This is a genomic window from Maribacter confluentis, from assembly GCF_030505015.1.
Classification (GTDB): Bacteria; Bacteroidota; Bacteroidia; order Flavobacteriales; family Flavobacteriaceae; genus Maribacter; species Maribacter sedimenticola.
Window position 1 is genome coordinate 362,625 of the sequence record NZ_JAUKUC010000001.1, and the last position, 23,351, is coordinate 385,975.

The following is a 23,351-nucleotide window of genomic DNA, read 5'->3' on the forward strand; positions in this document are numbered from 1 at the left end:
TGAGGTTTCAATTGGTATTGCCCTCCTTTTTCACGAAATTTAGAAAAATAATTTTCAAGAAGAAGCAAATAAATCTCTTTTATGGCTAAAACTATCATTATCTCAAATAGATTACCTGTTCAATTACAAATTAGCAATGGAGACATTACGGCCGTTCCAAGCGTAGGAGGATTGGCAACCGGTATGAAATCCGTTCATTCTGGTGGAGATAGTCTGTGGATCGGATGGAGCGGACTTACGGATGAGGAAATACCAGAGGAACTTGTTTCTAAAATTGACAGCGCCCTAGCCGAACATGGTTCCAGCAAGGTAAACCTTACCGAAAAGGAAGTGGATGGTTTTTACTATGGTTTTAGCAACAGGACCATTTGGCCCTTATTTCATTATTTCTTGGAATATTCCGAATTTGAACTGGAAAGTTGGGAAATCTACAAAGCGGTCAATCAAAAATTTGCCGATGCCATTTTAGAAAAGGCCAATAACGATGATACGATTTGGGTACATGATTATCAATTAATGCTTGTACCACAAATGGTACGTGCAGAAAGGCCGGATATTTCAATTGGTTTCTTTTTGCATATCCCATTTCCCTCTTATGAGATTTTTAGAACATTGCCATGGCGTAAAGAGGTACTTTCCGGGCTTTTGGGCTCTGATCTAATTGGTTTTCACACCTATGATTACGAACGTCACTTTTTAAGTTCCGTAAGAAGGCTTTTAGGCTTGGAAGTAAGCTTTAATGATATTTATTTGGATGACCGTATTATTAAGGTGGATTCTTTTCCTATGGGCATTGACTATAAAAAGTTCAGCAATGCGGCCAAAGAACATTCCCAACGAAGCGAAGACGAAAAATCAGAACTTCAAAAAAGGTTGGATACCCATAAGAAATCTGCTCCAGATGCAAAATTCTTTTTGTCCATTGACCGCCTTGATTACACAAAAGGTATAGCCAAACGTCTTAAGGCATTTGAGTATTTCTTGAACAAATATCCGCAGTATAAGGAAAAAGTACGTCTTATTATCCTTGCCGTTCCTTCTAGGTCAAACGTTCCCCAATACCAGTTATTGAAAAGGGAAATAGATGAATTGGTGGGCAGAATCAATGGTGAACTTTCTACCGTAAGCTGGACACCTATTTGGTATTTTTACAGGTCTATGCCTTTTGATAATCTGATCGACCTTTACACATCATCGGATATTGCATGGTTAACCCCCATTAGGGATGGTATGAATCTGGTAGCCAAAGAATATATTGCTACAAGAACAGATCAGACCGGAGTGCTTATATTGAGCGAAATGGCAGGTTCTGCCAATGAGATGAACGAATCCTTATTGATCAATCCAAATAACTTTGAACAGATCGCCGATTCTTTGAACGAAGCCTTGAACATGCCTAAGGAAGAGCAGATTTCACGTAATGCCCTGTTGCAAAAAAGATTGGAACGCTATAATGTAGAAAAATGGGCCAATGACTTTATGAACTCCTTGATCAATCAAAAACATAATAATCAAACTTATGTATCTAGCCGTTTATCCGTAGATGTGATGAACGTGATCATGAAAGAATATAAGAATGCAAAAAGAAGGTTGGTCTTCTTGGATTATGATGGCACGTTGGCCGGTTTTCATAATGACCCCCAAAAAGCTTCACCTGATGAAGCGTTGTACGAACTGCTAGATCAAATTTCTTCACAGGAAAATACGGATATGTATTTAATCAGTGGCAGGGACAAGGAAACATTTACCAAATGGTTCCTTCCCAAAAAATACAATATGATCGTTGAACATGGTGTATGGATCTCACAAGATGGAGAAGAGTTTAGAATGCTTGAAACGGTCAAAAAAGATTGGATGGAAAAAATTCTACCGGTTCTTGAGTCTTTTGTTGATCGAACACCTGGAAGTTTTATTGAAGAAAAGAATTATTCTTTAGCTTGGCACTATAGAAATACCGATCCAGATTTTGGACAAAAGAGATCGGTAGAACTAAACACGGTATTAACCAGTCTTATAGCCAATGATGACCTCAGCGTGCTAAATGGAAACAAGGTTATGGAAATAAAGAGCAGTAACGTAAACAAAGGTAGAGCCTCTATGCGAGTTTATACGGAGCATGAATATGACTTTGTTTTTGCTATTGGTGACGATTGGACCGATGAATTTATGTTTCAGGAATTACCTGATGACGCCGTAACCGTTAAGGTTGGTAGGCAAAAAACACAAGCTAAATACTTTGTGGACAACACTAAAAACGTGCGTTCCATTTTAAAAAGGTTTGCAGAGAAGCATTGATACTTACCTCAATTTAATTTTATGACATTTAAGTGTTTTTGGCTATTGCTTAGTATTATGCCCTTTATTCATCTGCAAGCCCAACTAGGCACAGAGGTATATTTGACCAATTTGGAAATGGAAGTTGATTCCTTGTATATAAATAATGCCATTAATATTTCCAATAACGAAGGTTATGATAATCAGCCTTCGTTTTTTGATAATGACAATTTGTTATTTGCAGCTACGAGAAACGGTCAAACGGATATTGCGTTGTACCATATTAACGACAGGTCTGTTTCATGGCTTACCAATACCACAAATGGCAGCGAATATTCCCCAACGAAAATACCAGGGAAAAATGCGGTTTCAGCTATTAGATTGGATGATAATGGTTTACAAAGACTTTATGAATATAATTTGGACACCAATGAACACGGCGTTCTTTTGGATAGTTTAAAAGTTGGTTATCATGTGTGGTTTTCTAAAGACTTACTGGTCTGCACGGTTTTGCGCGAAAATAGAATGGACCTAGTTATATCCAACTTAAAAAATCTTACCAATATTACGGTTCAACAAAATGTGGGCAGGTCTTTACATAAAATACCTGATAGCGATCTTATAAGTTATATTTCAAAATCTAACACCACAAATATGGTCAAATCGTTAAATCCTCAATACTTAAATTCAGAGGATATCATATCATTGCCAGAAAATTTAGAAGATATTAGTTGGTTGAAAAACGGAATCCTAATTACTGCTTTTGACAATAATATTCTATCGTTTAATCCAAAAAAGGATAAGAATTGGAAAATGGCCTATCAAATCAATAATCCAGATGTGAACAGTATCTCTAGGTTGGCCATAAGTCCGCAAGGAAATTATTTAAGTTTTGTTTCCAATGATTCACAAAAAAGAATTGTTGACCAGCAAGTTGAAACGTTCAATGCCCGAGATGTCAATGCATTTGCAAATTGTTTTTCCGAAAACGTTATTGTCTCTAATTATCCAATGGATACACTGTATGTTGGACGACAAATTCTCAAGGAAAAATATCAACTTTTCTATGATAGAACACCGTCTGTAGAGGTAAAAGTCGCCTCTAGGATACATCTGGGGCAGACCGTCATAGACCAAGAACAGGTTACCGTTGGTGGAAAACAGCATCAACAAGTTGCAATATATAAAGTTGATGGACTTATAAACAGTATGACCTTTATCCAGGATTTACCCACTAAATATGATCCGGAAATACTTGTACAACGCCAGCTTGAAGGTTATAACCAAAAAAACATCAATACTTTTTTAAGCCCGTACGCTGAAAATGTAAAAATTTATGGTGACAATGGCGTACTTAGAACAGCGGGTATTGAAAACATGCGAAATCGATATTCTGATTTTTTTGCAACGACACCAGACCTACACTGTGAATCAAAGAATAGAATCGTGATCGGTAATATTGTCATAGATGAAGAATTTATAACGGCCAACGGTAAGTCCTTCTCGGCAATAGGTATTTATGAAATTGAACATAATAAAATAGCCAAGGTTACCTTTTTACATTGATCTATTGAAGCAAACGCTACATATACTCCCTATTATAATAGTTTCACAGTTTGCCTGTACCTCAACTTGGTTTGCGGGCAATGCCATTATACAATCGTTGGCCAAAAATTTAAATTTTGGTCCTGATATTGTTGGTTATGTCATCTCATCAGTACAATTCGGATTCATAATAGGCACATTGATTTTTGGAATTCTAATGATTGCCGATCGATTTTCGCCCTCAAAAGTTTTTATGGTGTGCGCTTGTTTGGCTGCTTTATCCAATTTAACCCTTATTGCACCTAATTTGAACATCTCTGGTTTATTGCTTGCTAGATTTGGTACCGGCTTTTTCCTTGCCGGTATCTATCCGGTAGGAATGAAGATTGCAGCCGATTATTATGAAAAAGGACTAGGGAAAGCTTTGGGCTTTTTGGTGGGCGCCTTGGTTTTAGGTACTGCATTTCCTTTTCTAATAAAAGGTACATCTTGGGCAAATGATCCTAATAGTGTTATAAAGCTTACTTCTGGTATAACCGTCTTGGGAGGTTTTCTACTAGTAGCACTTGTACCTAACGGTCCCTACAGGGTGGCAAGCACCTCTTTACAATTAAATGCAGGTCCAAGACTTTTCAAAAATCATGATTTTAAAAAAGCCGCTTTTGGGTATTTTGGCCACATGTGGGAGCTTTATGCCTTTTGGGCATTTACCCCTATTGCCTTGCAATGGTTTTCTAATAAGACCGACAACGATTTATCGGTTTTTTTATGGACGGGAATCGTAATTGCGCTAGGTGGGCTATCCTGTGCTTTTGGAGGAATGATCTCTCAACGTATAGGAAGTAAAAAGGTTGCATTGAAAGCGTTGCTTACATCCGGCATATTCTGTTTTATTTCGCCCGTAATATTCGTATTGCCCGTATATCTATTTTTGACATGTTGGTGTTTATGGGGAATAGCCGTTACAGCAGATTCTCCTCAGTTCTCTAATCTGGTAGCCTCTTCTGTATCCCCACAATTAAAGGGTACAGCGCTTACTATTGTAAATTGTATTGGTTTTGCAATTACTATTATTAGTATTCAGCTCCTTGGATTGCTTCAAACAATTATCCCAATTAATTTGTTATTCATACTGCTAGGTATAGGCCCATTATTAGGTGTCTACTACCTCATACAAAAGAAAACGAAAAAAAGCTATTGAAAACAACTCTTTAAAACTTTTTAATTACGGTTAGACCGGATATAGTTTTTCGCATCAAATTATGGTCGCCCTTATATTTTACTTAATTTTAGAAGCAAATTGCCAACACTATATTTTCCTATTAAAAAACTTGAAATGAAAAACCTTTACCTATTCCTATTTTTAGCTTTTACGTTTGTAATAAACGCCCAGACCGATCAACGCATTTATGATATTATAGATGCAGTTTCTGCCGAACGAATTAAAAACGATGTTACCAAACTGGCAAATTTTGGTACAAGGCATACATTAAGCGATACGGTTTCCAGTACCAGGGGAATTGGTGCTGCAAGAAGATGGATCAAAAGCGAATTTGAAAAAACCTCAGCTGCATGTAATGGTTGTCTAAATGTGTTCTTTCAAAAAGATTTGGTAAAAAAAGGAGCCAATCAACGTATTGTAAAGGATGTTGAAATTGTAAATGTCCTGGCAATACAAAAAGGAACAACTTATCCTAATAGATTTATCATCATGAGTGGTGATATAGATTCACGTGTTAGTGACCCTACCAATTTTACAGATGATTCACCGGGCGCAAATGATAATGCTAGTGGAATGGCCGGTACCTTAGAGGCTGCCCGCGTACTTTCTAAATACACCTTTGAAAACAGTATAATCTATATGGGACTTTCCGGAGAGGAACAAGGTCTCTTTGGCGGTGGTGGCGTAGCTCAATACGCTAAGGACCAAGGCTGGGAAGTTATCGGTATTTTTAATAATGACATGATAGGTAACATTAAAGGTGTGGACGGCACGATCAGCAACGTAGATTTTAGAATTTTTTCAGAGCCCGTTCCCCCTACGGAAACAGAAGAACAAAGAAAGGCAAGACGTTTTTATGGAGGTGAAGTAGATGGCGTTTCTAGACAATTGGCTAGATATGTTCACAAAAACGTAACGCTGTATATGCCCGAAATGAACCCAATGATGATATACCGTCTAGACCGTTTTGGTCGTGGTGGTCATCACAGGCCATTTAATGACGCAGGTTTTCCAGGTATACGTATCATGGAAGCCCATGAAAATTATACCCAACAACACCAAGATATACGTGTAGAAGATGGCATTGCCTATGGTGATGTACTGGAACACGTAAATTTTGAATATGCCGCTAAACTGACCGCGGTAAATGCTATCAACCTGGCATCACTGGCCTGGGCGCCACCAGCACCTATGACCGTTAAGATTGGCGGTATCGTTCAGCCTGCGGCAAAATTTCAATGGAGTAAGGTAAATGGTGCCAAAGGTTACAAAATCTATTGGAGGGATACTACTTCCCCTACTTGGGACAATAGCCGTTATGTTGGCGATGTCACTGAATTTGTTTTGAACGGTATTGTAATCGATAATTATTTCTTTGGCGTATCTGCAGTTGGTGAAAACGGATTTGAAAGTCCCGTTGTATTTCCAAATGGAATATTTAGGTAAACACCTTTTAACATTATTGAATCCCAAACTATTTTAATCGCAAACATGAGAAAAACAGCATTTGCAATTTGTTTAGGTCTTGCTGGACTATTACAAGCCCAAACTTTTACTGAACAAGATACCCTTAGAGGCAGCATAACTGCAGAACGCGCTTGGTGGGATTTAAATTACTATCATTTAAATATTGAAGTTGACCCTGCCGAAAAATATATCAACGGTACCAACACTATACGTTACAAAGTATTACAACCGCATCAGGTCCTACAAGTTGACCTACAACCTCCTTTGCAGATTGAAAAAGTTATGCAAGACGGAAAAGTTTTGGATGTAGAGCATAACGGCAATGCCCATTTTATTACATTGACAAAACCACAGATTAACGGTGATTACAATGAGGTAATTATCACATATTCCGGAAAGCCCAAAGAAGCGGTCAATGCTCCTTGGGATGGCGGATTTTCTTGGAAAAAAGATAATAACGGCAAAGATTTCATTGCCACTTCCTGCCAAGGTCTGGGAGCAAGTGTATGGTGGCCCAATAAAGATCACATGTATGACGAGGTAGATAGTATGTTGATTAGTGTAAAAGCCCCAAAAGGTCTAATGAACGTATCTAATGGACGACTAAGAAGTATCGACAAAGAAACCAATACCTATCATTGGTTCGTTTCCAATCCTATTAACAATTATGGAGTAAATGTAAATATTGGAGATTACGTTCATTTCGATGAAATATACCAAGGAGAAAATGGTGCCCTGGATATGGATTACTACGTTTTAAAGGATAATTTGGAGAAAGCAAAAGAGCATTTTAAAGATGCCCCAAAAATGATGAAGGCTTTTGAACATTGGTTTGGTCCCTACCCGTTCTATGAAGATTCGTTTAAGCTGGTTGAAGTACCTTATCTAGGCATGGAGCATCAAAGCTCCGTAACTTATGGCAATCAATATCTAAAAGGGTATTTGGGTAGAGACCTATCACGATCTGGATGGGGACTAAAATTTGATTTTATCATTATCCATGAAGCGGGTCATGAATGGTTCGCCAATAATATCACCTATAAGGATGCAGCGGATATGTGGGTGCATGAAGGTTTTACCTGCTATTCCGAAAGCCTGTTCTTGGACTATCATTATGGTACTGAGGCAGCGAACGCTTATGTTCAGGGTATTCGTAAAAATATACGCAACGATAGACCAATCATTGGTATATACGATGTTAATTATGAAGGTAGTGGAGATATGTATTATAAAGGCTCCAATATATTACATACGTTAAGACAGGTTGTCAACAACGATGAAAAATGGCGCACGATACTACGAGGTCTAAACAAGGAATTTTATCATAAAACAGTTACTACGGCACAGATTGAAACATATATTGCCGAGCAGATGGACTTGAACTTAAAACCTTTCTTTGACCAGTATTTACGTACTGTTGAAATTCCTGTCCTGGAATATAAAATTAAGGACAATAAATTCATGTACCGGTACACCAATACTAATACAGACTTTAGGCTTCCTATACGTATTTATGTAGAAAACAACCCCTTTTGGATCAAACCTGGTAATAAGTGGCAAACCAAAAAACTTAAGGGCGATCTAAGTACACTAGCAGTAGACCCAAATTTTTATATCAATAGCCAACAGGTAAATGAATAACAAGCGTATTAAGTACAATGGTTATAAGGTATAAATGTTGGCCTTAGCGTCAAGGGTGCACAAATAATTGTGTTATTTTTAGTGCATACCATCCTTAATCAATGAAAAGAACTTTCGTAAAATTTAGAAATAGTGCTTTTAGAAGTTTTATTCGAAGGCATTCTAAATACGCCCCCATCCTTTTCTTCATTGGGGGTTTTATATTTGACACATTGACCTTGGGCCGCATAGACCGTACTTATGACCTAACGGTTCTATGCCTACACATGACATCCCTTTCCATTACCCTTTACCTCTACAATTTGGCAGACGACGGTAAATGGAAACATACATTCCTTGAACGATATACAGAGTATCTGCCCTTGGCAATTCAATTTTTCTTTGGAGGCCTTTCCAGTGCGTATGTCATCTATTTTTCAAGAAGTGTCTCCTTATCCAAAACGGCATCATTTTTTATAATTCTGGTCCTATTATTGATTGCCAATGAATTTTTAAAAAAAAGAATCTCCAACAAATACCTGCAATTTGGGGTTTATTATTTTATCAGTTTTACCTTCTTTGCATTTATGGTACCCGTATTCCTAAAGGAATTGAACAATATGGTCTTTTTGATTTCTGGGGGAATAAGCCTATTATGTACCTTGGTTCTTTTGACCTTTATTTACAGTAAAAGTCCTAGCACAAGAAAAGAAATACAATTAGGCAAGATGATCGGTATTATATTGGTCATATATGCGGTAATAAATCTGTTCTATTTTATGAAGCTCATACCTCCGGTACCCCTTGCCCTGGATAAAGGAATCGTAGCCCATAACATTGAACTGAAGAATAATGAATACCACGTTACTTATGAGGCAGAAGATTCTTATGTTTTCTGGCGAAAACATAATTTGGAATTTAGCTATACTCCAGACCAGAATGTCTATATCTTTTCTTCAATCTTTGCTCCTACCAATTTAAAAAAAGCGGTTTTTCATCGTTGGAGATGGTATAACCCAAAGACCGAAGAATGGGAGAATTTAGATGACATTGGTTATGATATTACCGGTGGTAGAGATGGAGGCTTTAGAGGATATACGTTCAAAAATAATATTAGGCCCGGGGAATGGGAAGTACAAGTGCTAACCGAGGAAGAGCAGGTCTTGGGGGTGATCGGGTTTACCATTATTGAGAAAAATACCAATTATGGCAAAAAACTAAAAACAGAACGATTTTAGTTGGTTTTACTACGTACCCCTATTCATTTATAGTAAAAAATATCATAATTTTTCAAAGCTTTTGGTCGTTGTATGCAAACTTAGCCTACCTTCGTTTCCCTAATTTTTATTGATTGTCAATATACCATAAAGTCCGAGCCGTAGAACGTGTTTTCTACCAATTGGAAAAGGAGGTGGGCTCCTTTCAAAAATCCACTGGGTTAGGCTGTGTTGCCGGTTGCGGCAAGTGTTGCACAAAACCGGATATCAATGCCACTGCTTTGGAATTTCTACCTTTTGCCTATTCATTATTCAAGAATGGAGAGGCGGAGCTATATTTGGACCAATTGAACAATGATCGCTCTACAACACTTTGTCCTATACTGAATTCAATTTTATCCCCCGGGAAATAGGCTTTTGTTCAGATTATGCACATAGGGGTCTAATTTGTAGACTATTTGGTTTTTCAGCTATGCTCCACAAGAACAATAAGCCTACGCTAGTAACATGTAAACCTATTAAGGAAGGAAAAACGGAAGCCGTCCTTCATGCAGAAAGACATATTGCCGCAAATAAAAATTATCCCCTAATCAGTGATTATTACATGCAACTTAGGTCAATAGATGCTTCATTGGGAGAAGAACTATACCCTATTCGCATAGCTATTGCAAAGGCTATTAATGCCGTACTAGGCTATTATGCTTATCGCAGACCGCCCAGAGGAACTAAAGTTGCTTAAAGTATTTATGACTTCAAAAAGATAAAATGTACATTTATTGGTCTAAATAAGTTACAACCCCTTTAGTGGGCATGAACACAAATTATAATGAGTATTACTTCTGAAATTCCTAAAACAATAACTGACGAATTAGGGAATGATCACCCAAATTGGGCACTGGTCTTAAACGCCACCTTGAATTTTTTCGATTGTACCACGGGTACCATACATACACTTGACCAAAACTCACTATTACAATTGACGGCCCATAAAGGAATTCCCGAATTCTTAATACCTAAACTTACCACCATCCCCATAGGAAAAGGTATGGCCGGTATTGCTGCAGAACGAAAAAAACCAGTAGAAATGTGCAATTTACAAACCGATGATTCTGGTGTAGCCAGACCCTCTGCCAAGGATACTAAAGTAGAAGGTTCATTGGCCGCACCCCTATTACATGACAATACCCTTTATGGTACTATTGGAATAGCAAAACCTATTCCCTATGACTTTTCCGAAAAAGAAATATCCCTGTTGATGCAAATTGGAAATTTGATCAGTAAGAAAATGATCAAATAAAAAGTATGTAAACAATAGAATCTAATTATATATCAAAAAAAAAGCCCGCTATTAGCGGGCTTTATCATTTTTGAATTTCCTATTTAAAAATAGCACTGGTCAAGGCCAGCTGTGAAAGTTCCTTACCTTCCTCCCCTTTAAAGGTTACATAATACGGGCCGCTACCTGAAATCGTTCCCGTTATGGGAACTGTGAACATGGTACCTTGCGTGCCTTCTGGCTGTGCATTTAATCTTCCAGATCCCACAAGAGGACCATCTGGAGTGTTCTCATGGATTTCAAAATCAAAATACATAGTAGGAGGCGATTGCCATCCTGCGGTAAAAGAAACTGATTTTACTCCTTTTAAAGATATGTCTTCCAACATGAACCAACCGCTAGATTTTCCTATCAGCAGTAAGTCCATGCCACCAAATTGCATAGCCTGCATTCCGTCAAGCTTCATCTGGTCATTAAATTTTAAGGTACTGCTAGGTATTGCTATTGATTTGGAACCTGTTAACGGTATGGTACCTTCCGCACCATCATCAGTATAACTTGCCGTAATTACGAGCATATGCCCTGGTGTAGTCGGTGCTGCGGTTATACTGCCTTTGGCAGGTAATGATTTCTCCTTCTTCTGCTCTCCGGACAATGAAAGAATATATAACGCAATCTGTCTAGACTCATCTGAAGTAATTTTTGGGTGTGCGGGCATGGTAACCTCTCCCCAAACACCACTACCACCGGTAACGATTTTACCCTGCAGATATCTGGCGGCATCACGCCTATCCTTATACTTCATTGCAATATCCTTATAATTTGGTCCTATGGACGCTTCTGCTTCCTTATGACAGGTTTTGCAGTCCATTGCCTGTGTAAGTGCTTTTCCGGTCACCGCCGCTGATACCTGCTGATGTCCTAAATTCATAGCTACTTTATCCATGCCTTCCAAATAATCGACACTAACAAAAATATTGTCCGAATCTATAGGAGTCCCATCTGCATCAGTAACGGTAACATCGTAAGCTATCTTTTGTCCCGGCAGGTAAAAAGAGGGGGTTTCCCCACCTAATGATATATTGACCTCCGGCCTTGAATTTCCTGCTACAATACTTGAACTTTCACTTGTAGCGGACGCTCCTTTATCATCGCTAACGGTAACGTTCAATTTATAGGAACCTGCATCATTATACGTGTAATTTACACTTGGATCCGTCGTTTCCTTGGTATCTCCGTTTCCAAAATCCCAAAGATATTGTACGGCATCGCCCTCACGATCATTAGATACTACATTGGCCGTTACGGTCAACGGTAATTTACCCGATGTTTTATCGATTGTAACTTCGTTTATTAAAGGTGGCCTGTTTCCGCCATTGAACTCTATGTATCCCAAGGCTGAATTTGCATTCTGTGAAAACCATCCACTACCATATTCCAACAAATAGATCTTACCATTGGGACCTACTTCCATATCTATAAGGTTGTTCAGTTTTATTTGGGGTGCAAATGGCTCCATTTTACTAAAACTGCCATCCTCCGCTAAATGAACGGCAAACATCCACCCACGCATCCAATCATATATTATGACCTTGCCGTCATAATAACTCGGTAATTTTTCATCACCTTCATATAAATCGGAATAGTATGTTGGACCGGCCATTGCATTTCTACCACCAGTTGTTGTTTGTGGAAAGCTAGCGGACTCATCATAAGGGTAATATACATAAGCTGGTATTGCTGGTGGTAATTCATTTAGCCCCGTATTGTTTCGGGAGGTGTTCATTGGTCTTTCCGGATTAAATTCCTCACCAGTTTCGCCCGTTTCATAGTTATATTCCTTGTAAGCAAAGTTGTCCCCAATAAATAAAGGCCAACCAAAATTGCCCGGTTTACGCGCCTGGTTCATTTCATCATATCCTTTAGGACCTCTTGTGGCCAAACTATCTGCCCTGGCATCTGGCCCTACATCTCCCCAATACAAATAGCCCCTTTTGATATCTACGGATATCCTATAAGGGTTTCTATGTCCCATGGTATAAATTTCCGGTCTTGTTTTCTCGGTTCCTACGGGAAACAAATTTCCTTCTGGAATAGCATAACTACCGTCTTCATTGACCTTAATCCTTAAAATCTTACCTCGTAGATCATTGGTATTGGCCGATGTTCTACGGGCATCATATTGTTCATGACCCGGGGTATCGTTCAACGGGGCAAACCCATTGTTTACATATTTTTGGTCCGGCTCATTAAATGGTGTAGAATTGTCCCCTGTTGAAAGATAAAGGAGATTATCGGGTCCAAAGGCAATGGATCCTCCCGTATGGCAGCATATTTCCCTTTGGGAATCTACCTCAAGAATCACTTGTTCAGATGCTAGGTCAAAATTACCATCCTTATATTTAAAACGCGATAATCTATTGACCCAATCATCTCCTGTTGGTGCGTAATATAGATAGATCCAATTGTTATTTTCAAAATCTGGATCTTTTTGTAGGCCCATCAATCCCTCTTCCGCATTTACTCCCGGGGTGTTCAAGGTTTTGCTGTACACATCTAATTTTGCAACCTCGGTCAATGCTTTTGTCTCATCATTATATAAGATCACTTCTCCCCTACGTTGGGCAATCAACACATCACCATTGGGCAAAACGGCCATTTCAGTAGGTTCAAAAAATCCTCCTTCATTTAATGTAACCTTTGCAAAACGGTCAGCATCTGGGGGTATTTGTGACGATACCTTGGAATAGTCCAAATTTAAATTGTTACCAATGGCATATTGTATTCCGCCCAATACATGTTTTAGAAACAGCTCCTCGGAAAAACTGGCATCGGTATGGCCTCCTCCTGTATAAAATGCGCGTCCTCCATCAAAATCATGATACCAAGCAATAGGATGGAAATCTCCATTGGCCCCTCCTTCATAAGTTGACTCGTCCAAGGTCATCAATACCTTAACTTCTGGATTGATATTTTTGTAATTGTAGAGTTCATCTGTCCTGTTCCAAACCGTGTCCGTGAAAAATTCCGTGGCTTTAAAGGTATTGTCCTTAATGATAAAATCCGCCGTAGGCGTACCACTAGGATGGCTTAGAAATTGGGCGCCGGCAAGTTTATTGTACCATCCCCAGTCATATTCCGTATCTGCCGCTGCATGAATACCCACATAGCCACCCCCGGCCTGTATATAACGTTCAAATACTGCTTCTTGATATTGGTCCAGCACATTGCCCGTGGTACTTAAAAAAATAATGGCGGCATACTGCCCTAAATTTTCCTCGGTAAAGAGTGATGCATTTTTAGTGGTATCTACCACAAAGCCGTTCTCCTTACCCAATTTTTGAATTGCCGCTATCCCGGCAGGAATAGAAGCATGTTTAAACCCCATGGTTTTAGAGAAGACCAAGACCTTAGGTTCTCCCTCCCGTTTATTGCCACCACAAGAGACAATAGTAAGTGCAAAGCCCAAAAGCAGCACCAGTAACATTTTTTTCATACGTAAGTTGTTGATTAGTTGTTGTTGAATTGCTAAAAGTAGGGCGTGTAATTGTAAATACCAATACTTTAAATACCAAAGATTGTATTTTTATGAAAATTTAACCCTTAAAATGTAGGATTATGACAAAAATACCTGAATTCTATTTCAAAAATGATACTGAATTTAGAGAATGGCTACACAATAACCATTTGCAATATACGGGGATACATCTCATTTTTTATTCCGTTGCCCATATAAATGAAAGCATGCGCTGGGAAGAGGCGGTACAAGTAGCTTTATGTTACGGCTGGATAGACAGTACGGTTAAAAGTTTGGGTAACGGTAAGCGCAGGCAATATTTTTGTCCTAGAAAACCTAAGAGCGTTTGGAGCAAAGTCAACAAAGACCATATCAAATTTTTGAAAGCTGAAGGTCTTATGCATTCTGCCGGATTGGATGCCATACAAGTTGCAAAGAAGAATGGTTCCTGGACCGCTTTGGATGATGTTGAAAACGGAATAATCCCCAAAGACCTTCAATTAGCTTTCAATGCCAATGCACAAGCTTTTACCCACTTCAAGAATTTTACCCATAGCCAACGGAAAAGCTATCTGTATTACTTGAACCAAGCCAAAAGACAAGAAACCAGAGATAAAAGAATTATAGAAATTATTTACCATTGTGAACAAAACCTTAAATACAGAGGCAATGGAGGTTGGCAAGCTTCCAAAAAATAAAAAACAGCTTATCCGTAACCCCTTAGTATAAAATCCTACATGTTACAAAATGCCGTTTCCTTTAAAAGAATGATCTATCATATATTCTTTTTACCTTTCCTTGACCAAAATACAATACATTATGAAAATTTGGAAAACGGGAAAGATATTTACCGCAGGTGCGATCATATTCCTTTTGGGTTGTAAGGAAACTAAACCGACCTATGATGTAGTTTTTAAAAACGGAAACATCATCAACCTAGAAAATGGCAGTATTGTCAATGCCGATATTCTGATAAGGAACAATAAAATTGATACCATATCCACAAACACCGACTTTAATTCGTTTGAGGCCAATACCATAATAGATGCCAAGGACAAATATATTGTCCCCGGCTTTTGGGACAACCACACACATTTTAGGGGTGGCGACTCGTTAACGGAAGCAAACCAAAAGTTTTTAAACCTTTTTATGGCCAATGGAATAACCACGGTCAGGGATGCTGGCGGAGATTTAACGTCTGCCGTTCTTTCATGGCGTAAGGCCATTGCGGAAAATAAAATGATCGGTCCCAGAATTTTTACATCAGGACCAAAAGTTGACGGCGTTGGAGCTACTTGGGCCGGTTCTTTGGAAGTGGACAGTGCCAATGATATTGCAAAAGTGTTAGATTCATTGCAATCCATACCCGCAGACTTTGTAAAAATCTATGATAGCCGTATAACTGCGGACCATTACTTGCAGACCATTGCAGAAGCTGAAAAAAGAGGTCTAATTACATCTGGTCATATGCCCTTTACCGTTGAATTGGATGCTACAATTAATGCCGGTATAGATGCCATTGAACATTTATATTACATTATGAAAGGTTGCTCTACCAAAGAAGAGGCTATTACCCAGCAACTGCTAAAAGATGAAATTGGATTTTGGGATGCCATGCCCTTACTACAGTCTTCCTTTGCAGATTCAACTGCCTTAAAAACATTCAAGAACCTTAAGGATCATAACGTATTTGTGGTACCTACCCTTCATATAGGAAGAGTACTTAGTTATTTGGATGAAGAAGACCATACCAATGACGACTATCTAAAATATATTTCCAAAGGCATACAAAAAACCTATAGGGGAAGAATTGCGCGTGTAGAACATGCTACGGAACAACAAGTTGCAGACCGCAAGGCATTGGACCAATTTTTTGGGGAACTTGCCCTTAAACTTCAACAAAACGGCGTATCCCTCTTGGCGGGTTCGGATAGTGGTGCCTTCAATAGCTATACGTACCCAGGTATTTCCCTCCACAAAGAAATGGAGGCTATGGTCAACATTGGTATTTCACCATTAGATGCGTTAAGGGCTTCCGCCTACAATGGTGCCCTATTTTTAAAACAGGATGCCGATTATGGAAGCATTGTGGCCGGTAAATACGCAGATATTATTTTACTGAACAACAATCCGCTGGAAAACATTAGACATACTAGAGATATCTTTATGGTCCTGTCCAACGGAAATTTACATACAGCATCAGATCTGCAACAACTTTTAAAAGAGGCCGAAGTCAATTAAACATTATAAATTATGAGATTAGCATTCTTTATCTGCCTATTCTATTCAGCATCCGGTTTTGGTCAAATACTCTTAAAACCAGACCGGGTTTTTGATGGTACCGAACTGCATGAGAATTGGGTCGTTTTAGTAGAACAAAATCAAATTACCTATGTGGGCAAGTCAAACGGCGTAGCACTACCGGTGCATACCCAGGAAATAGTATTATTGGGAAGTACCTTAATGCCGGGCATTATTGAAGGACATTCCCACGTATTGCTGCATCCTTATAACGAGACGGATTGGAATGACCAAGTATTAAAGGAATCGCCAGTGGAACGTGCCATAAGAGGCACCGTACACGTAAAAAAGTCATTGATGGCGGGTATTACCACTATGCGCGATTTAGGTGCGGAAGGTGCAGGCTATACAGATGTGTATTTAAAGAAAACCATTGACCAAGGTATTATTGATGGACCGCGTTTATTGGTTGCCGGCCCTGCAATAGTTGCTACAGGTGCTTATGGTCCCAAGGGCTTCCATGACGGGGTAACCGTTCCCCTTGGCGCAGAACCAGCAAGTGGCGTGGATCAATGTATAGCGACCGTCCGTAGACAAATGGGAAATGGTGCCGATTTTATTAAAATATATGCAGATTATCGTTGGACTCCCGGAGCAGATTCCCAACCAACATTTTTACAGGAAGAAATCAATGCCATGGTTCAAACTGCCTCTACAGCAGGGAAATATGTGGTTGCCCATGCCAGCACCCCAGAAGGTATGAGACGAGCTATTTTAGCCGGCGTGGAAACTATTGAACATGGCGATGGCGGTACTTTGGAAATTTTTAAGTTGATGAAAGAAAAAGGAATTGGACTATGCCCTACCCTAGCTGCCGGGGACGCCATTACCCAGTACCGTGGCTGGAACAAAGATATGGACCAAGAACCCGAGCGAATAGTGCAAAAACGCAACTCCTTTAAAAAAGCCTTGGAATCTGGTGTGCAAATTGTTTTTGGTGGTGATGCAGGTGTATTTCCACATGGTGAAAATTACCGCGAAATGGAACTAATGGTAGCATATGGAATGAAACCCATAAAGGTATTGCAAACTGCAACGACTGGCAATGCAAGCATGTTTCACCTAAAACGCTTAGGACAGTTGAAAACAGGTTTTTTAGCCGATATCATTGCCGTAAAAGGCAATCCTACCAAAGATATATCTACTATGAAAGATATTTCTTTTGTGATGAAAGATGGTAAAATCTATTAATCATAAGTAAATATATCCATTATATCAAGGTCGGTAATGGCTACAACCATCTCCACCCTGTTTTTATAGGTGGGTATATATTGTGACAGTTCAAATTTTTGAGATGAACTCGCACATCTAGGATAGTAGACCGTCATTGTTTTATCCTTAATTTGTTGCTTATAGGAAGATGTTTCCTGTATGGTATAGTTATAAAAAGTAATCTAGGGCAATACATTATATAACCTAGCAACTGTAGTGGATTCTTGTTGTAAGCAATGGTGATTGCCTTGTTCATCCTGAACAACCCTTATGGCTTCAATCGCACAAATTATTGTTTTAGGCCGTAATAGTAGGCTTCCCAATATGAATATCAGTAAAACCCAAATTTTCTTATCCAATGTTTCATTAAATTAAAAGTGAATGATGTCATCTTTAACCAATACCTTAAAACATAAATGTAGATTGAAATTCAAAACGAATATTACAGGAATTTTAAGTTTCCTGATTCTTAATTTTAACTGCACTGGATACAATAAAAGTAATGAACGTTATTTCAATGACACGCTGCAGTAACCCTTTATAATTGGATTCCGCATCAGCAAAAAGTACCGCAACAACTACACCGCTTAATAAAGCCATTGCAAAACTAATTCTGGACAAGTTATGGTAAGATGTAAATTTTTGCAATCCCATGCCAATTATAAGTATGCATAAGGGAAACACCAAATAGGTCAACGAGGCCGCAGCATTATGTATAAGTTGTGCCGTACTGGAATTGCCTATGGTGGTTGGGCACCCTGCATCACAAGGAAACAAACCAACTAACATTGTTCCAATCCCATAAAAAATGGCAAGGCCAAAAAATCCAGTTTTTATCCTACTGGAATTTGGTAGATATTTTGGGGCTTTAAAACAGTATAAGGTGGTAAACAAACCGCTAGGCACATATCCCAAATATTGTAAATAAGCTCCATACTTGGTATTAGAGGCAAAAGATTCACTAATATATTGACCAATTATGCTATAATCCTCTATTAATAATGGACCAACGATAGCCGCAACGGCAAATAAAGCTATTCCCGCTATTCCAATGTACGCTACTAATTTGTTGGTCATTTAATATAGATGTTGATTAACCCATATGACGATATTATAATGATTACGTTACACTATTTAACCATTTTATTGGATTCCTCCCATGATTTCCTTAAATCTGAAGAAAGTACACTACTACCGTCATGGCGCCATCCAGGTGGTTTCACCAAATATTTTAACCTGTTCCACAATGAGGTTTTGGAAGTAAAGAAATCGTCCAGCATTTTATACCATTCCAAGAAGGCAATTTTTACTGGGTTATAGCTGTCTATATTCTTTACCAATCCATAGACCGGTTTTTCGTCTTCCGGTTCAAAAGTTCCAAACATCCTATCCCAAATTATAAAGATTCCTGCATGATTTCTATCCAAGTATTGGGGGTTAGTTGCATGATGAACCCTATGGTGACTTGGTGTATTGAAAACAAATTCGAACCAGTTGGGCATTTTGTGTATCAGTTCCGTATGTATCCAATATTGATAAATTAAACTTACGGACATTTGTACCAATACCATAACAGGATGAAAACCAATTATTATTAAGGGAATCCAGAAAATAAACGTATAAAATCCACCGGACCAGGTCTGTCTCAATGCCGTACTTAAATTATAATTCTGTGAAGAATGGTGAACAATATGACTGGCCCAAAACAGTCTACTTTCGTGACTTGTCCTATGAAACCAATAATAACAGAAATCTTCGGCAAAAAGTAATATCAACCATGCCCACCATGAAAACGGTATCGCAAATAGGTGAAATAAATTATATAAAGCATAAAAAACACCCAATGCCAGGCCTTTGGTAAACAAACCTATAGCTACATTACCCAGACCCATAAGTATCGAGGTACAGGCATCCTTAAATTCGTAATCTTCCAATTTTAACTTAACGGTCAAAATAACTTCCAATACCACCGTTGCCGCAAAAAAGGGAATTGCGTAATGAATTAAATTAGGAATTTCCGGAATCTCCATATATTGATATTGCCCTTTACAATTTACGAAACTATTGTAATCCCAGCAATTTGTTTATAGTAGAAGTTGCTCATCTAATATACCCCGCGTATATGTACATGCACCTTTTCTTTATAAAAAGTGTCCAAATCGTTCATTAGTTTTTTAGATAATGGAGCTAATTCACTTGCTTTGGCATTATCTTTAATATGGTTAGGAGAACTTGCTCCAGGTATTATGGTAGTTACCTCTTTATGGTCCAAAATCCACCTTAGTGCCATCTCAACCATACTTATTTCCGAGGGACAAATTGTTTTAAGCTCATTGGCAAGTTGCACCCCTTTATTGAACGGTAGACCCGCAAAGGTTTCACCTACATTAAAAATTTCACCATCCTTATTAAAATTTCTATGGTCGTTTTCCGAAAATGTGGTACCCGAACTAAATTTACCGGTGAGCAATCCACTGGCCAAAGGCAAACGTACAATGATGCCCACACCTTTATCAGCGGCTTGTGGTAATAACTTTTGAGTCAATTTTTGTCTAAAAATATTATAAATAACTTGGAGCGATTGTAACCCTTCCTGCCTTAAGCAAATTAATCCTTGTTCCACACTTTCCACACTTGCTCCAAAATGCAGAATTTTACCTTCATCTTTTAGTGTTCTCAGCCAATTGAAAATATGTCCATTTTTTAATTCTTGTGTGGGTATACAATGCAATTGAACCAAATCCAGACACTCTACATTAAGCCGTTTTCTAGATGAATCTACACTTTCCCTTAATGCTTGTTCCGTATAGGAATTTGGAAATACATTGGCCCCACGGCCAAACTTGGTCGCTATTCTAATATTTGCTTTTGTACGTTTTAAAAAATCGCCAATGAGTTTTTCACTTCTGCCATCTCCATATACATCTGCGGTATCAAAAAATGTAATGCCACTAGCTACGGCTTCTTCCAATATTTCAAAAGCCTTGTTTTCTTGAATGCCTTTGCCCCAATTGCCGCCAATCTGCCAACAACCTAAACCCACTTCACTTATTTCAAAACCTTTATTACCAAGTATTCTATTTTTCATTCAAGTATTTTATTTTCTATTTACCATTGATTAAGATAAAAACCAATGTATAAATTTTGTTCGTTATTTACCTCCTTTATTATCCTAGACTTAATACTGGGTCATTAGATGAATACTACCAAAACCTTTAATTAGTACCATTCTGATTTTTTTTTAAATTTTTAAACGATGGCTTCCTGGTTCAAATCCAACGCAATACCCAGAAGGATTGAGGTATTGCTTTTGGTTACAGATTGAAGGGTGTGCAATTTGCTTTTCTTATCACATACTGTTTATGGGTATTGTCCGCAAAAATTTTTATTCCTCTAACAGTATAATAGTTAGGTCGAGAAAGCCTTCATTATAACTAACAAAATCTAGCTGATAGGTGTAATTACCATTAGTCAGCGGTGTTTCACCAACATAATCAATTGGTTGTATAGTATACGTTTCCTCTCCAATATTCAATTCAACATAGGCATATCGATAGGCTTTGTTAAAGTTTTTGTATTCAGAAACTTGGTTTGACTTTAAATTACCATAGTTGGTGGTATTGACTATAATATTTTCGAAGTCCATATCGGTGACATTATATAAGCGAATGTTCACATCATTATTGGAATCATCTTTTGAACAATTAGAGAAAAGACAAATTGCAAAAATTAAGATTAAAATTTGTTTCATTTTTATTGTTTACTGCTCAAATAAGTTTTCACATTAAGTTAATTCTAATTTTTACCAACGCTTTAGTATAATCGTCAGTTATGGGTTATATATGTTAATTTTCGTTTTACACTGACCTTTCTTTATTGTTCATGTTTTTGTTTTCGTTCTTAGCCGCTATTATTTATGTACCATGTTGTAAAATGTGTTTTAATTAGTTTGTTCCGTTTTTGGCATCAATAAGTCCCTTTTGCATTTCTTCCTTAAATTGTGTATCTGGGTAATCGACAAGACCTGCTTCAAAATATTTGATCGCATTTTGGTAATCTTTGTGTTTTAAATAAAATTGGCCAAAACGATTTTGCCAGTAGCCTGAAGAATATCTTTTGGTCGTCAAGACATCACTGAATTCATTCATAAAGAAATTAAAATATTCAAAATTATCCCTGTTCCATGCTAACCAAATCAATGCATTTTTTGTGCTATTATCTATTTGTCCATCACCCCCAAAACGTCGTGCTCTTTCTTTGAAATAAGTAGTCAGGTAATTCATTCCGCCTAAATCTATAAATTGTTGAATACTTTCAAAAACTGGTGAATCGTAATTATGATAATAGTATTTTAACCCTTTATATAGCGCTAAATAGGCTAATGATTCATGCACTTCATCATTAAACAAATCGTATTTCCAAATAAGGTTCTTAGGATTGTTCTCTTTTAATATTTTATGGAATGCATCTGTTGAACCTATATAATAAATATCTTTTCTGGAGTTGGCCATAAAGAGATATTTATCTTCTTTTGAAGTAAACTCTTTCACTAAATCTTCATAAGCATAACCACCGTCAGTTATAATAGCTCCATTAAATTCACTTGTTGTTAAAATTAATTCACTTAAATAATAAGCGGCAGCTTCCCAGCCAAAAATGACCCTTTCATTATTTGTCCTATAATTAGTATCTATGTAGTGTACTATTTCATTAATTAAGAATTCACTAAACTTTTTTCTTTCATCATTGAACAATGTTCTTCTTAATGGATTGCTATTGTTGATACCTACAACAATCATTTCTGGTATAGCACCAGGAGTTCGTAGGCTTTTTTGAATTGCTACGCCGCTTAAAAAATACCATTGTCCATCTAAAATATATAGAACAGGATAGTCTTGATTTGAATCTGAATAACTATCTGGTGTGTAAATTTGAATTGTCCTATCTTGGTTTAATATAGCAGACTTAATAGTATGATTAAGGCCAATAGTAATTTGAGAGGTATTTTCCTGTGCTATACCTATTGTACTGACAAAGCCGCAAATGATAAAAATGAATGTTAACTTCATGGATTTGAGTTGGCTTAAAGTTAATATTTTCAAGTTAGAAGGATGGCAAAACCAAACTACAGCCATTGTTGCAACCTGTGTTTCTATTTTAAATATTAAATTTTATTCTCTGTAAAATAGAAAAAGTTATCCATTAGTTTTCTTTTATTCACACTCAATCTTGTAAAAATAGTAACTGGCCTAGTAATTAACATTGTTTTAAAATTCAATACTTTTGGCTTACCAAATTCAAATTGATTATCATGAATAGAATTTAAAATTTCAAACCCTTTACTATTTGTTTTAATTTCACCATTATTCCATAATTCCCATCCAAATTTAATTGTAATTCTATTTTTTCTAAGAATTATAAAATCAAAATCAATAGAGGCATCATAAGCACAATATTTTTCAACTACCTTCCAATCTTTTTGGTATAATTCATGAATATATTTCCTCCAAAGTTTATAATATATATTAACGGCAGTCTTCATTTCAAAGATTGGCTACAAGGTTTGGTCCAGGTGTAGGCGGAGGCGAGGAAACTTTTTATTACCATCTACTCACGCAGCAAAAGCTTATTGTTTAGTTTTATTTTTTTATTCAAAGCTAAATTGGAAGATTTAGCGACATAGAAAATATACACAGACCT

The 23,351-nt window shown here is 37.6% G+C and carries 20 protein-coding genes; 12 read left to right on the forward strand and 8 right to left on the reverse strand.

What is annotated here, in order from left to right; genetic code table 11:
* Window positions 1-81 precede the first annotated feature (81 nt).
* The 9 genes from Q2T41_RS01745 to Q2T41_RS01785 all read left to right on the forward strand — a co-directional run bounded on the left by Q2T41_RS01745 (window position 82) and on the right by Q2T41_RS01785 (window position 10,642).
* A complete protein-coding gene (locus Q2T41_RS01745; protein WP_304434610.1) occupies window positions 82-2,295 on the forward strand; it encodes a bifunctional alpha,alpha-trehalose-phosphate synthase (UDP-forming)/trehalose-phosphatase in 2,214 nt (737 codons plus the stop codon).
* Between the two features lie 21 nt (window positions 2,296-2,316).
* The gene (locus Q2T41_RS01750; RefSeq protein WP_304434612.1) at window positions 2,317-3,840 is read left to right on the forward strand and encodes a nuclear transport factor 2 family protein; all 1,524 of its coding nucleotides are present in this window, start codon (window positions 2,317-2,319) and stop codon (window positions 3,838-3,840) included.
* Between the two features lie 4 nt (window positions 3,841-3,844).
* Window positions 3,845-5,020 carry an MFS transporter gene (locus Q2T41_RS01755; RefSeq protein ID WP_304434614.1) on the forward strand — a complete coding sequence of 392 codons (1,176 nt, stop codon included), beginning with the start codon at window positions 3,845-3,847 and terminating at the stop codon, window positions 5,018-5,020.
* A gap of 135 nt (window positions 5,021-5,155) precedes the next feature.
* Window positions 5,156-6,487, forward strand: coding sequence for a M28 family peptidase (locus Q2T41_RS01760; RefSeq protein ID WP_089260081.1), 1,332 nt, complete (start codon window positions 5,156-5,158; stop codon window positions 6,485-6,487).
* A 45-nt stretch (window positions 6,488-6,532) separates the two neighbouring features.
* Entirely contained in the window at window positions 6,533-8,149 is a 1,617-nt protein-coding gene (locus Q2T41_RS01765; protein ID WP_304434617.1) for a M1 family metallopeptidase, read from the forward strand.
* A gap of 101 nt (window positions 8,150-8,250) precedes the next feature.
* On the forward strand, window positions 8,251-9,366 hold the full coding sequence (locus Q2T41_RS01770) for a DUF2914 domain-containing protein (RefSeq protein WP_304434619.1): 1,116 nt from the start codon (window positions 8,251-8,253) through the stop codon (window positions 9,364-9,366).
* A 113-nt stretch (window positions 9,367-9,479) separates the two neighbouring features.
* Window positions 9,480-9,758: a hypothetical protein gene (locus Q2T41_RS01775; RefSeq protein WP_304434621.1), complete on the forward strand. Its 279-nt coding sequence runs from the start codon at window positions 9,480-9,482 to the stop codon at window positions 9,756-9,758.
* Between the two features lie 59 nt (window positions 9,759-9,817).
* Window positions 9,818-10,084: a hypothetical protein gene (locus Q2T41_RS01780; protein ID WP_304434623.1), complete on the forward strand. Its 267-nt coding sequence runs from the start codon at window positions 9,818-9,820 to the stop codon at window positions 10,082-10,084.
* Window positions 10,085-10,171: 87 nt separating this feature from the next.
* On the forward strand, window positions 10,172-10,642 hold the full coding sequence (locus Q2T41_RS01785) for a GAF domain-containing protein (protein ID WP_304434625.1): 471 nt from the start codon (window positions 10,172-10,174) through the stop codon (window positions 10,640-10,642).
* A 79-nt stretch (window positions 10,643-10,721) separates the two neighbouring features.
* Here the strand turns inward: Q2T41_RS01785 and Q2T41_RS01790 are convergent, their stop codons facing one another.
* The gene (locus Q2T41_RS01790; RefSeq protein ID WP_304434627.1) at window positions 10,722-14,117 is read right to left on the reverse strand and encodes a ThuA domain-containing protein; all 3,396 of its coding nucleotides are present in this window, start codon (window positions 14,115-14,117) and stop codon (window positions 10,722-10,724) included.
* A gap of 122 nt (window positions 14,118-14,239) precedes the next feature.
* Here Q2T41_RS01790 and Q2T41_RS01795 point away from each other — a divergent pair, with 122 nt between their 5' ends.
* The 3 genes from Q2T41_RS01795 to Q2T41_RS01805 all read left to right on the forward strand — a co-directional run bounded on the left by Q2T41_RS01795 (window position 14,240) and on the right by Q2T41_RS01805 (window position 17,630).
* On the forward strand, window positions 14,240-14,836 hold the full coding sequence (locus Q2T41_RS01795; protein ID WP_304434629.1) for a YdeI/OmpD-associated family protein: 597 nt from the start codon (window positions 14,240-14,242) through the stop codon (window positions 14,834-14,836).
* 121 nt (window positions 14,837-14,957) lie between these two features.
* Window positions 14,958-16,379 carry an amidohydrolase family protein gene (locus Q2T41_RS01800; RefSeq protein WP_304434631.1) on the forward strand — a complete coding sequence of 474 codons (1,422 nt, stop codon included), beginning with the start codon at window positions 14,958-14,960 and terminating at the stop codon, window positions 16,377-16,379.
* Between the two features lie 12 nt (window positions 16,380-16,391).
* Window positions 16,392-17,630, forward strand: a complete 1,239-nt coding sequence (locus Q2T41_RS01805) for a metal-dependent hydrolase family protein (RefSeq protein WP_304434633.1) — start codon at window positions 16,392-16,394, stop codon at window positions 17,628-17,630.
* 203 nt (window positions 17,631-17,833) lie between these two features.
* Here Q2T41_RS01805 and Q2T41_RS01810 read toward each other — a convergent pair whose 3' ends face one another.
* The 7 genes from Q2T41_RS01810 to Q2T41_RS01840 all read right to left on the reverse strand — a co-directional run bounded on the left by Q2T41_RS01810 (window position 17,834) and on the right by Q2T41_RS01840 (window position 23,193).
* The gene (locus Q2T41_RS01810) at window positions 17,834-18,010 is read right to left on the reverse strand and encodes a hypothetical protein (RefSeq protein ID WP_304434635.1); all 177 of its coding nucleotides are present in this window, start codon (window positions 18,008-18,010) and stop codon (window positions 17,834-17,836) included.
* A gap of 94 nt (window positions 18,011-18,104) precedes the next feature.
* Window positions 18,105-18,728, reverse strand: a complete 624-nt coding sequence (locus Q2T41_RS01815) for a DUF998 domain-containing protein (protein WP_304434637.1) — start codon at window positions 18,726-18,728, stop codon at window positions 18,105-18,107.
* Window positions 18,729-18,781: 53 nt separating this feature from the next.
* Window positions 18,782-19,681, reverse strand: coding sequence for a sterol desaturase family protein (locus Q2T41_RS01820; protein WP_304434638.1), 900 nt, complete (start codon window positions 19,679-19,681; stop codon window positions 18,782-18,784).
* 74 nt (window positions 19,682-19,755) lie between these two features.
* On the reverse strand, window positions 19,756-20,739 hold the full coding sequence (locus Q2T41_RS01825; RefSeq protein ID WP_304434640.1) for an aldo/keto reductase: 984 nt from the start codon (window positions 20,737-20,739) through the stop codon (window positions 19,756-19,758).
* Between the two features lie 297 nt (window positions 20,740-21,036).
* A complete protein-coding gene (locus tag Q2T41_RS01830; RefSeq protein ID WP_304434642.1) occupies window positions 21,037-21,402 on the reverse strand; it encodes a hypothetical protein in 366 nt (121 codons plus the stop codon).
* A 193-nt stretch (window positions 21,403-21,595) separates the two neighbouring features.
* Window positions 21,596-22,786, reverse strand: a complete 1,191-nt coding sequence (locus Q2T41_RS01835; RefSeq protein ID WP_367186811.1) for an alpha/beta hydrolase — start codon at window positions 22,784-22,786, stop codon at window positions 21,596-21,598.
* 29 nt (window positions 22,787-22,815) lie between these two features.
* Window positions 22,816-23,193: a hypothetical protein gene (locus Q2T41_RS01840; RefSeq protein WP_304434645.1), complete on the reverse strand. Its 378-nt coding sequence runs from the start codon at window positions 23,191-23,193 to the stop codon at window positions 22,816-22,818.
* Window positions 23,194-23,351 lie beyond the last annotated feature (158 nt).

Excerpts from the sequence above, each read along its gene's own strand:
- Q2T41_RS01820 (WP_304434638.1), bottom strand. The coding sequence starts at position 19,681 with ATGGAGATTCCGGAAATTCCTAATTTAATTCATTACGCAATTCCCTTT.
- Q2T41_RS01780 (WP_304434623.1), top strand. The coding sequence starts at position 9,818 with ATGCTCCACAAGAACAATAAGCCTACGCTAGTAACATGTAAACCTATT.
- Q2T41_RS01745 (WP_304434610.1), top strand. The coding sequence starts at position 82 with ATGGCTAAAACTATCATTATCTCAAATAGATTACCTGTTCAATTACAA.
- Q2T41_RS01760 (WP_089260081.1), top strand. The coding sequence starts at position 5,156 with ATGAAAAACCTTTACCTATTCCTATTTTTAGCTTTTACGTTTGTAATA.
- Q2T41_RS01790 (WP_304434627.1), bottom strand. The coding sequence starts at position 14,117 with ATGAAAAAAATGTTACTGGTGCTGCTTTTGGGCTTTGCACTTACTATT.
- Q2T41_RS01825 (WP_304434640.1), bottom strand. The coding sequence starts at position 20,739 with ATGAAAAATAGAATACTTGGTAATAAAGGTTTTGAAATAAGTGAAGTG.
- Q2T41_RS01770 (WP_304434619.1), top strand. The coding sequence starts at position 8,251 with ATGAAAAGAACTTTCGTAAAATTTAGAAATAGTGCTTTTAGAAGTTTT.
- Q2T41_RS01795 (WP_304434629.1), top strand. The coding sequence starts at position 14,240 with ATGACAAAAATACCTGAATTCTATTTCAAAAATGATACTGAATTTAGA.
- Q2T41_RS01830 (WP_304434642.1), bottom strand. The coding sequence starts at position 21,402 with ATGAAACAAATTTTAATCTTAATTTTTGCAATTTGTCTTTTCTCTAAT.
- Q2T41_RS01805 (WP_304434633.1), top strand. The coding sequence starts at position 16,392 with ATGAGATTAGCATTCTTTATCTGCCTATTCTATTCAGCATCCGGTTTT.
- Q2T41_RS01840 (WP_304434645.1), bottom strand. The coding sequence starts at position 23,193 with ATGAAGACTGCCGTTAATATATATTATAAACTTTGGAGGAAATATATT.
- Q2T41_RS01800 (WP_304434631.1), top strand. The coding sequence starts at position 14,958 with ATGAAAATTTGGAAAACGGGAAAGATATTTACCGCAGGTGCGATCATA.
- Q2T41_RS01765 (WP_304434617.1), top strand. The coding sequence starts at position 6,533 with ATGAGAAAAACAGCATTTGCAATTTGTTTAGGTCTTGCTGGACTATTA.
- Q2T41_RS01750 (WP_304434612.1), top strand. The coding sequence starts at position 2,317 with ATGACATTTAAGTGTTTTTGGCTATTGCTTAGTATTATGCCCTTTATT.
- Q2T41_RS01815 (WP_304434637.1), bottom strand. The coding sequence starts at position 18,728 with ATGACCAACAAATTAGTAGCGTACATTGGAATAGCGGGAATAGCTTTA.
- Q2T41_RS01835 (WP_367186811.1), bottom strand. The coding sequence starts at position 22,786 with ATGGCTGTAGTTTGGTTTTGCCATCCTTCTAACTTGAAAATATTAACT.
- Q2T41_RS01785 (WP_304434625.1), top strand. The coding sequence starts at position 10,172 with ATGAGTATTACTTCTGAAATTCCTAAAACAATAACTGACGAATTAGGG.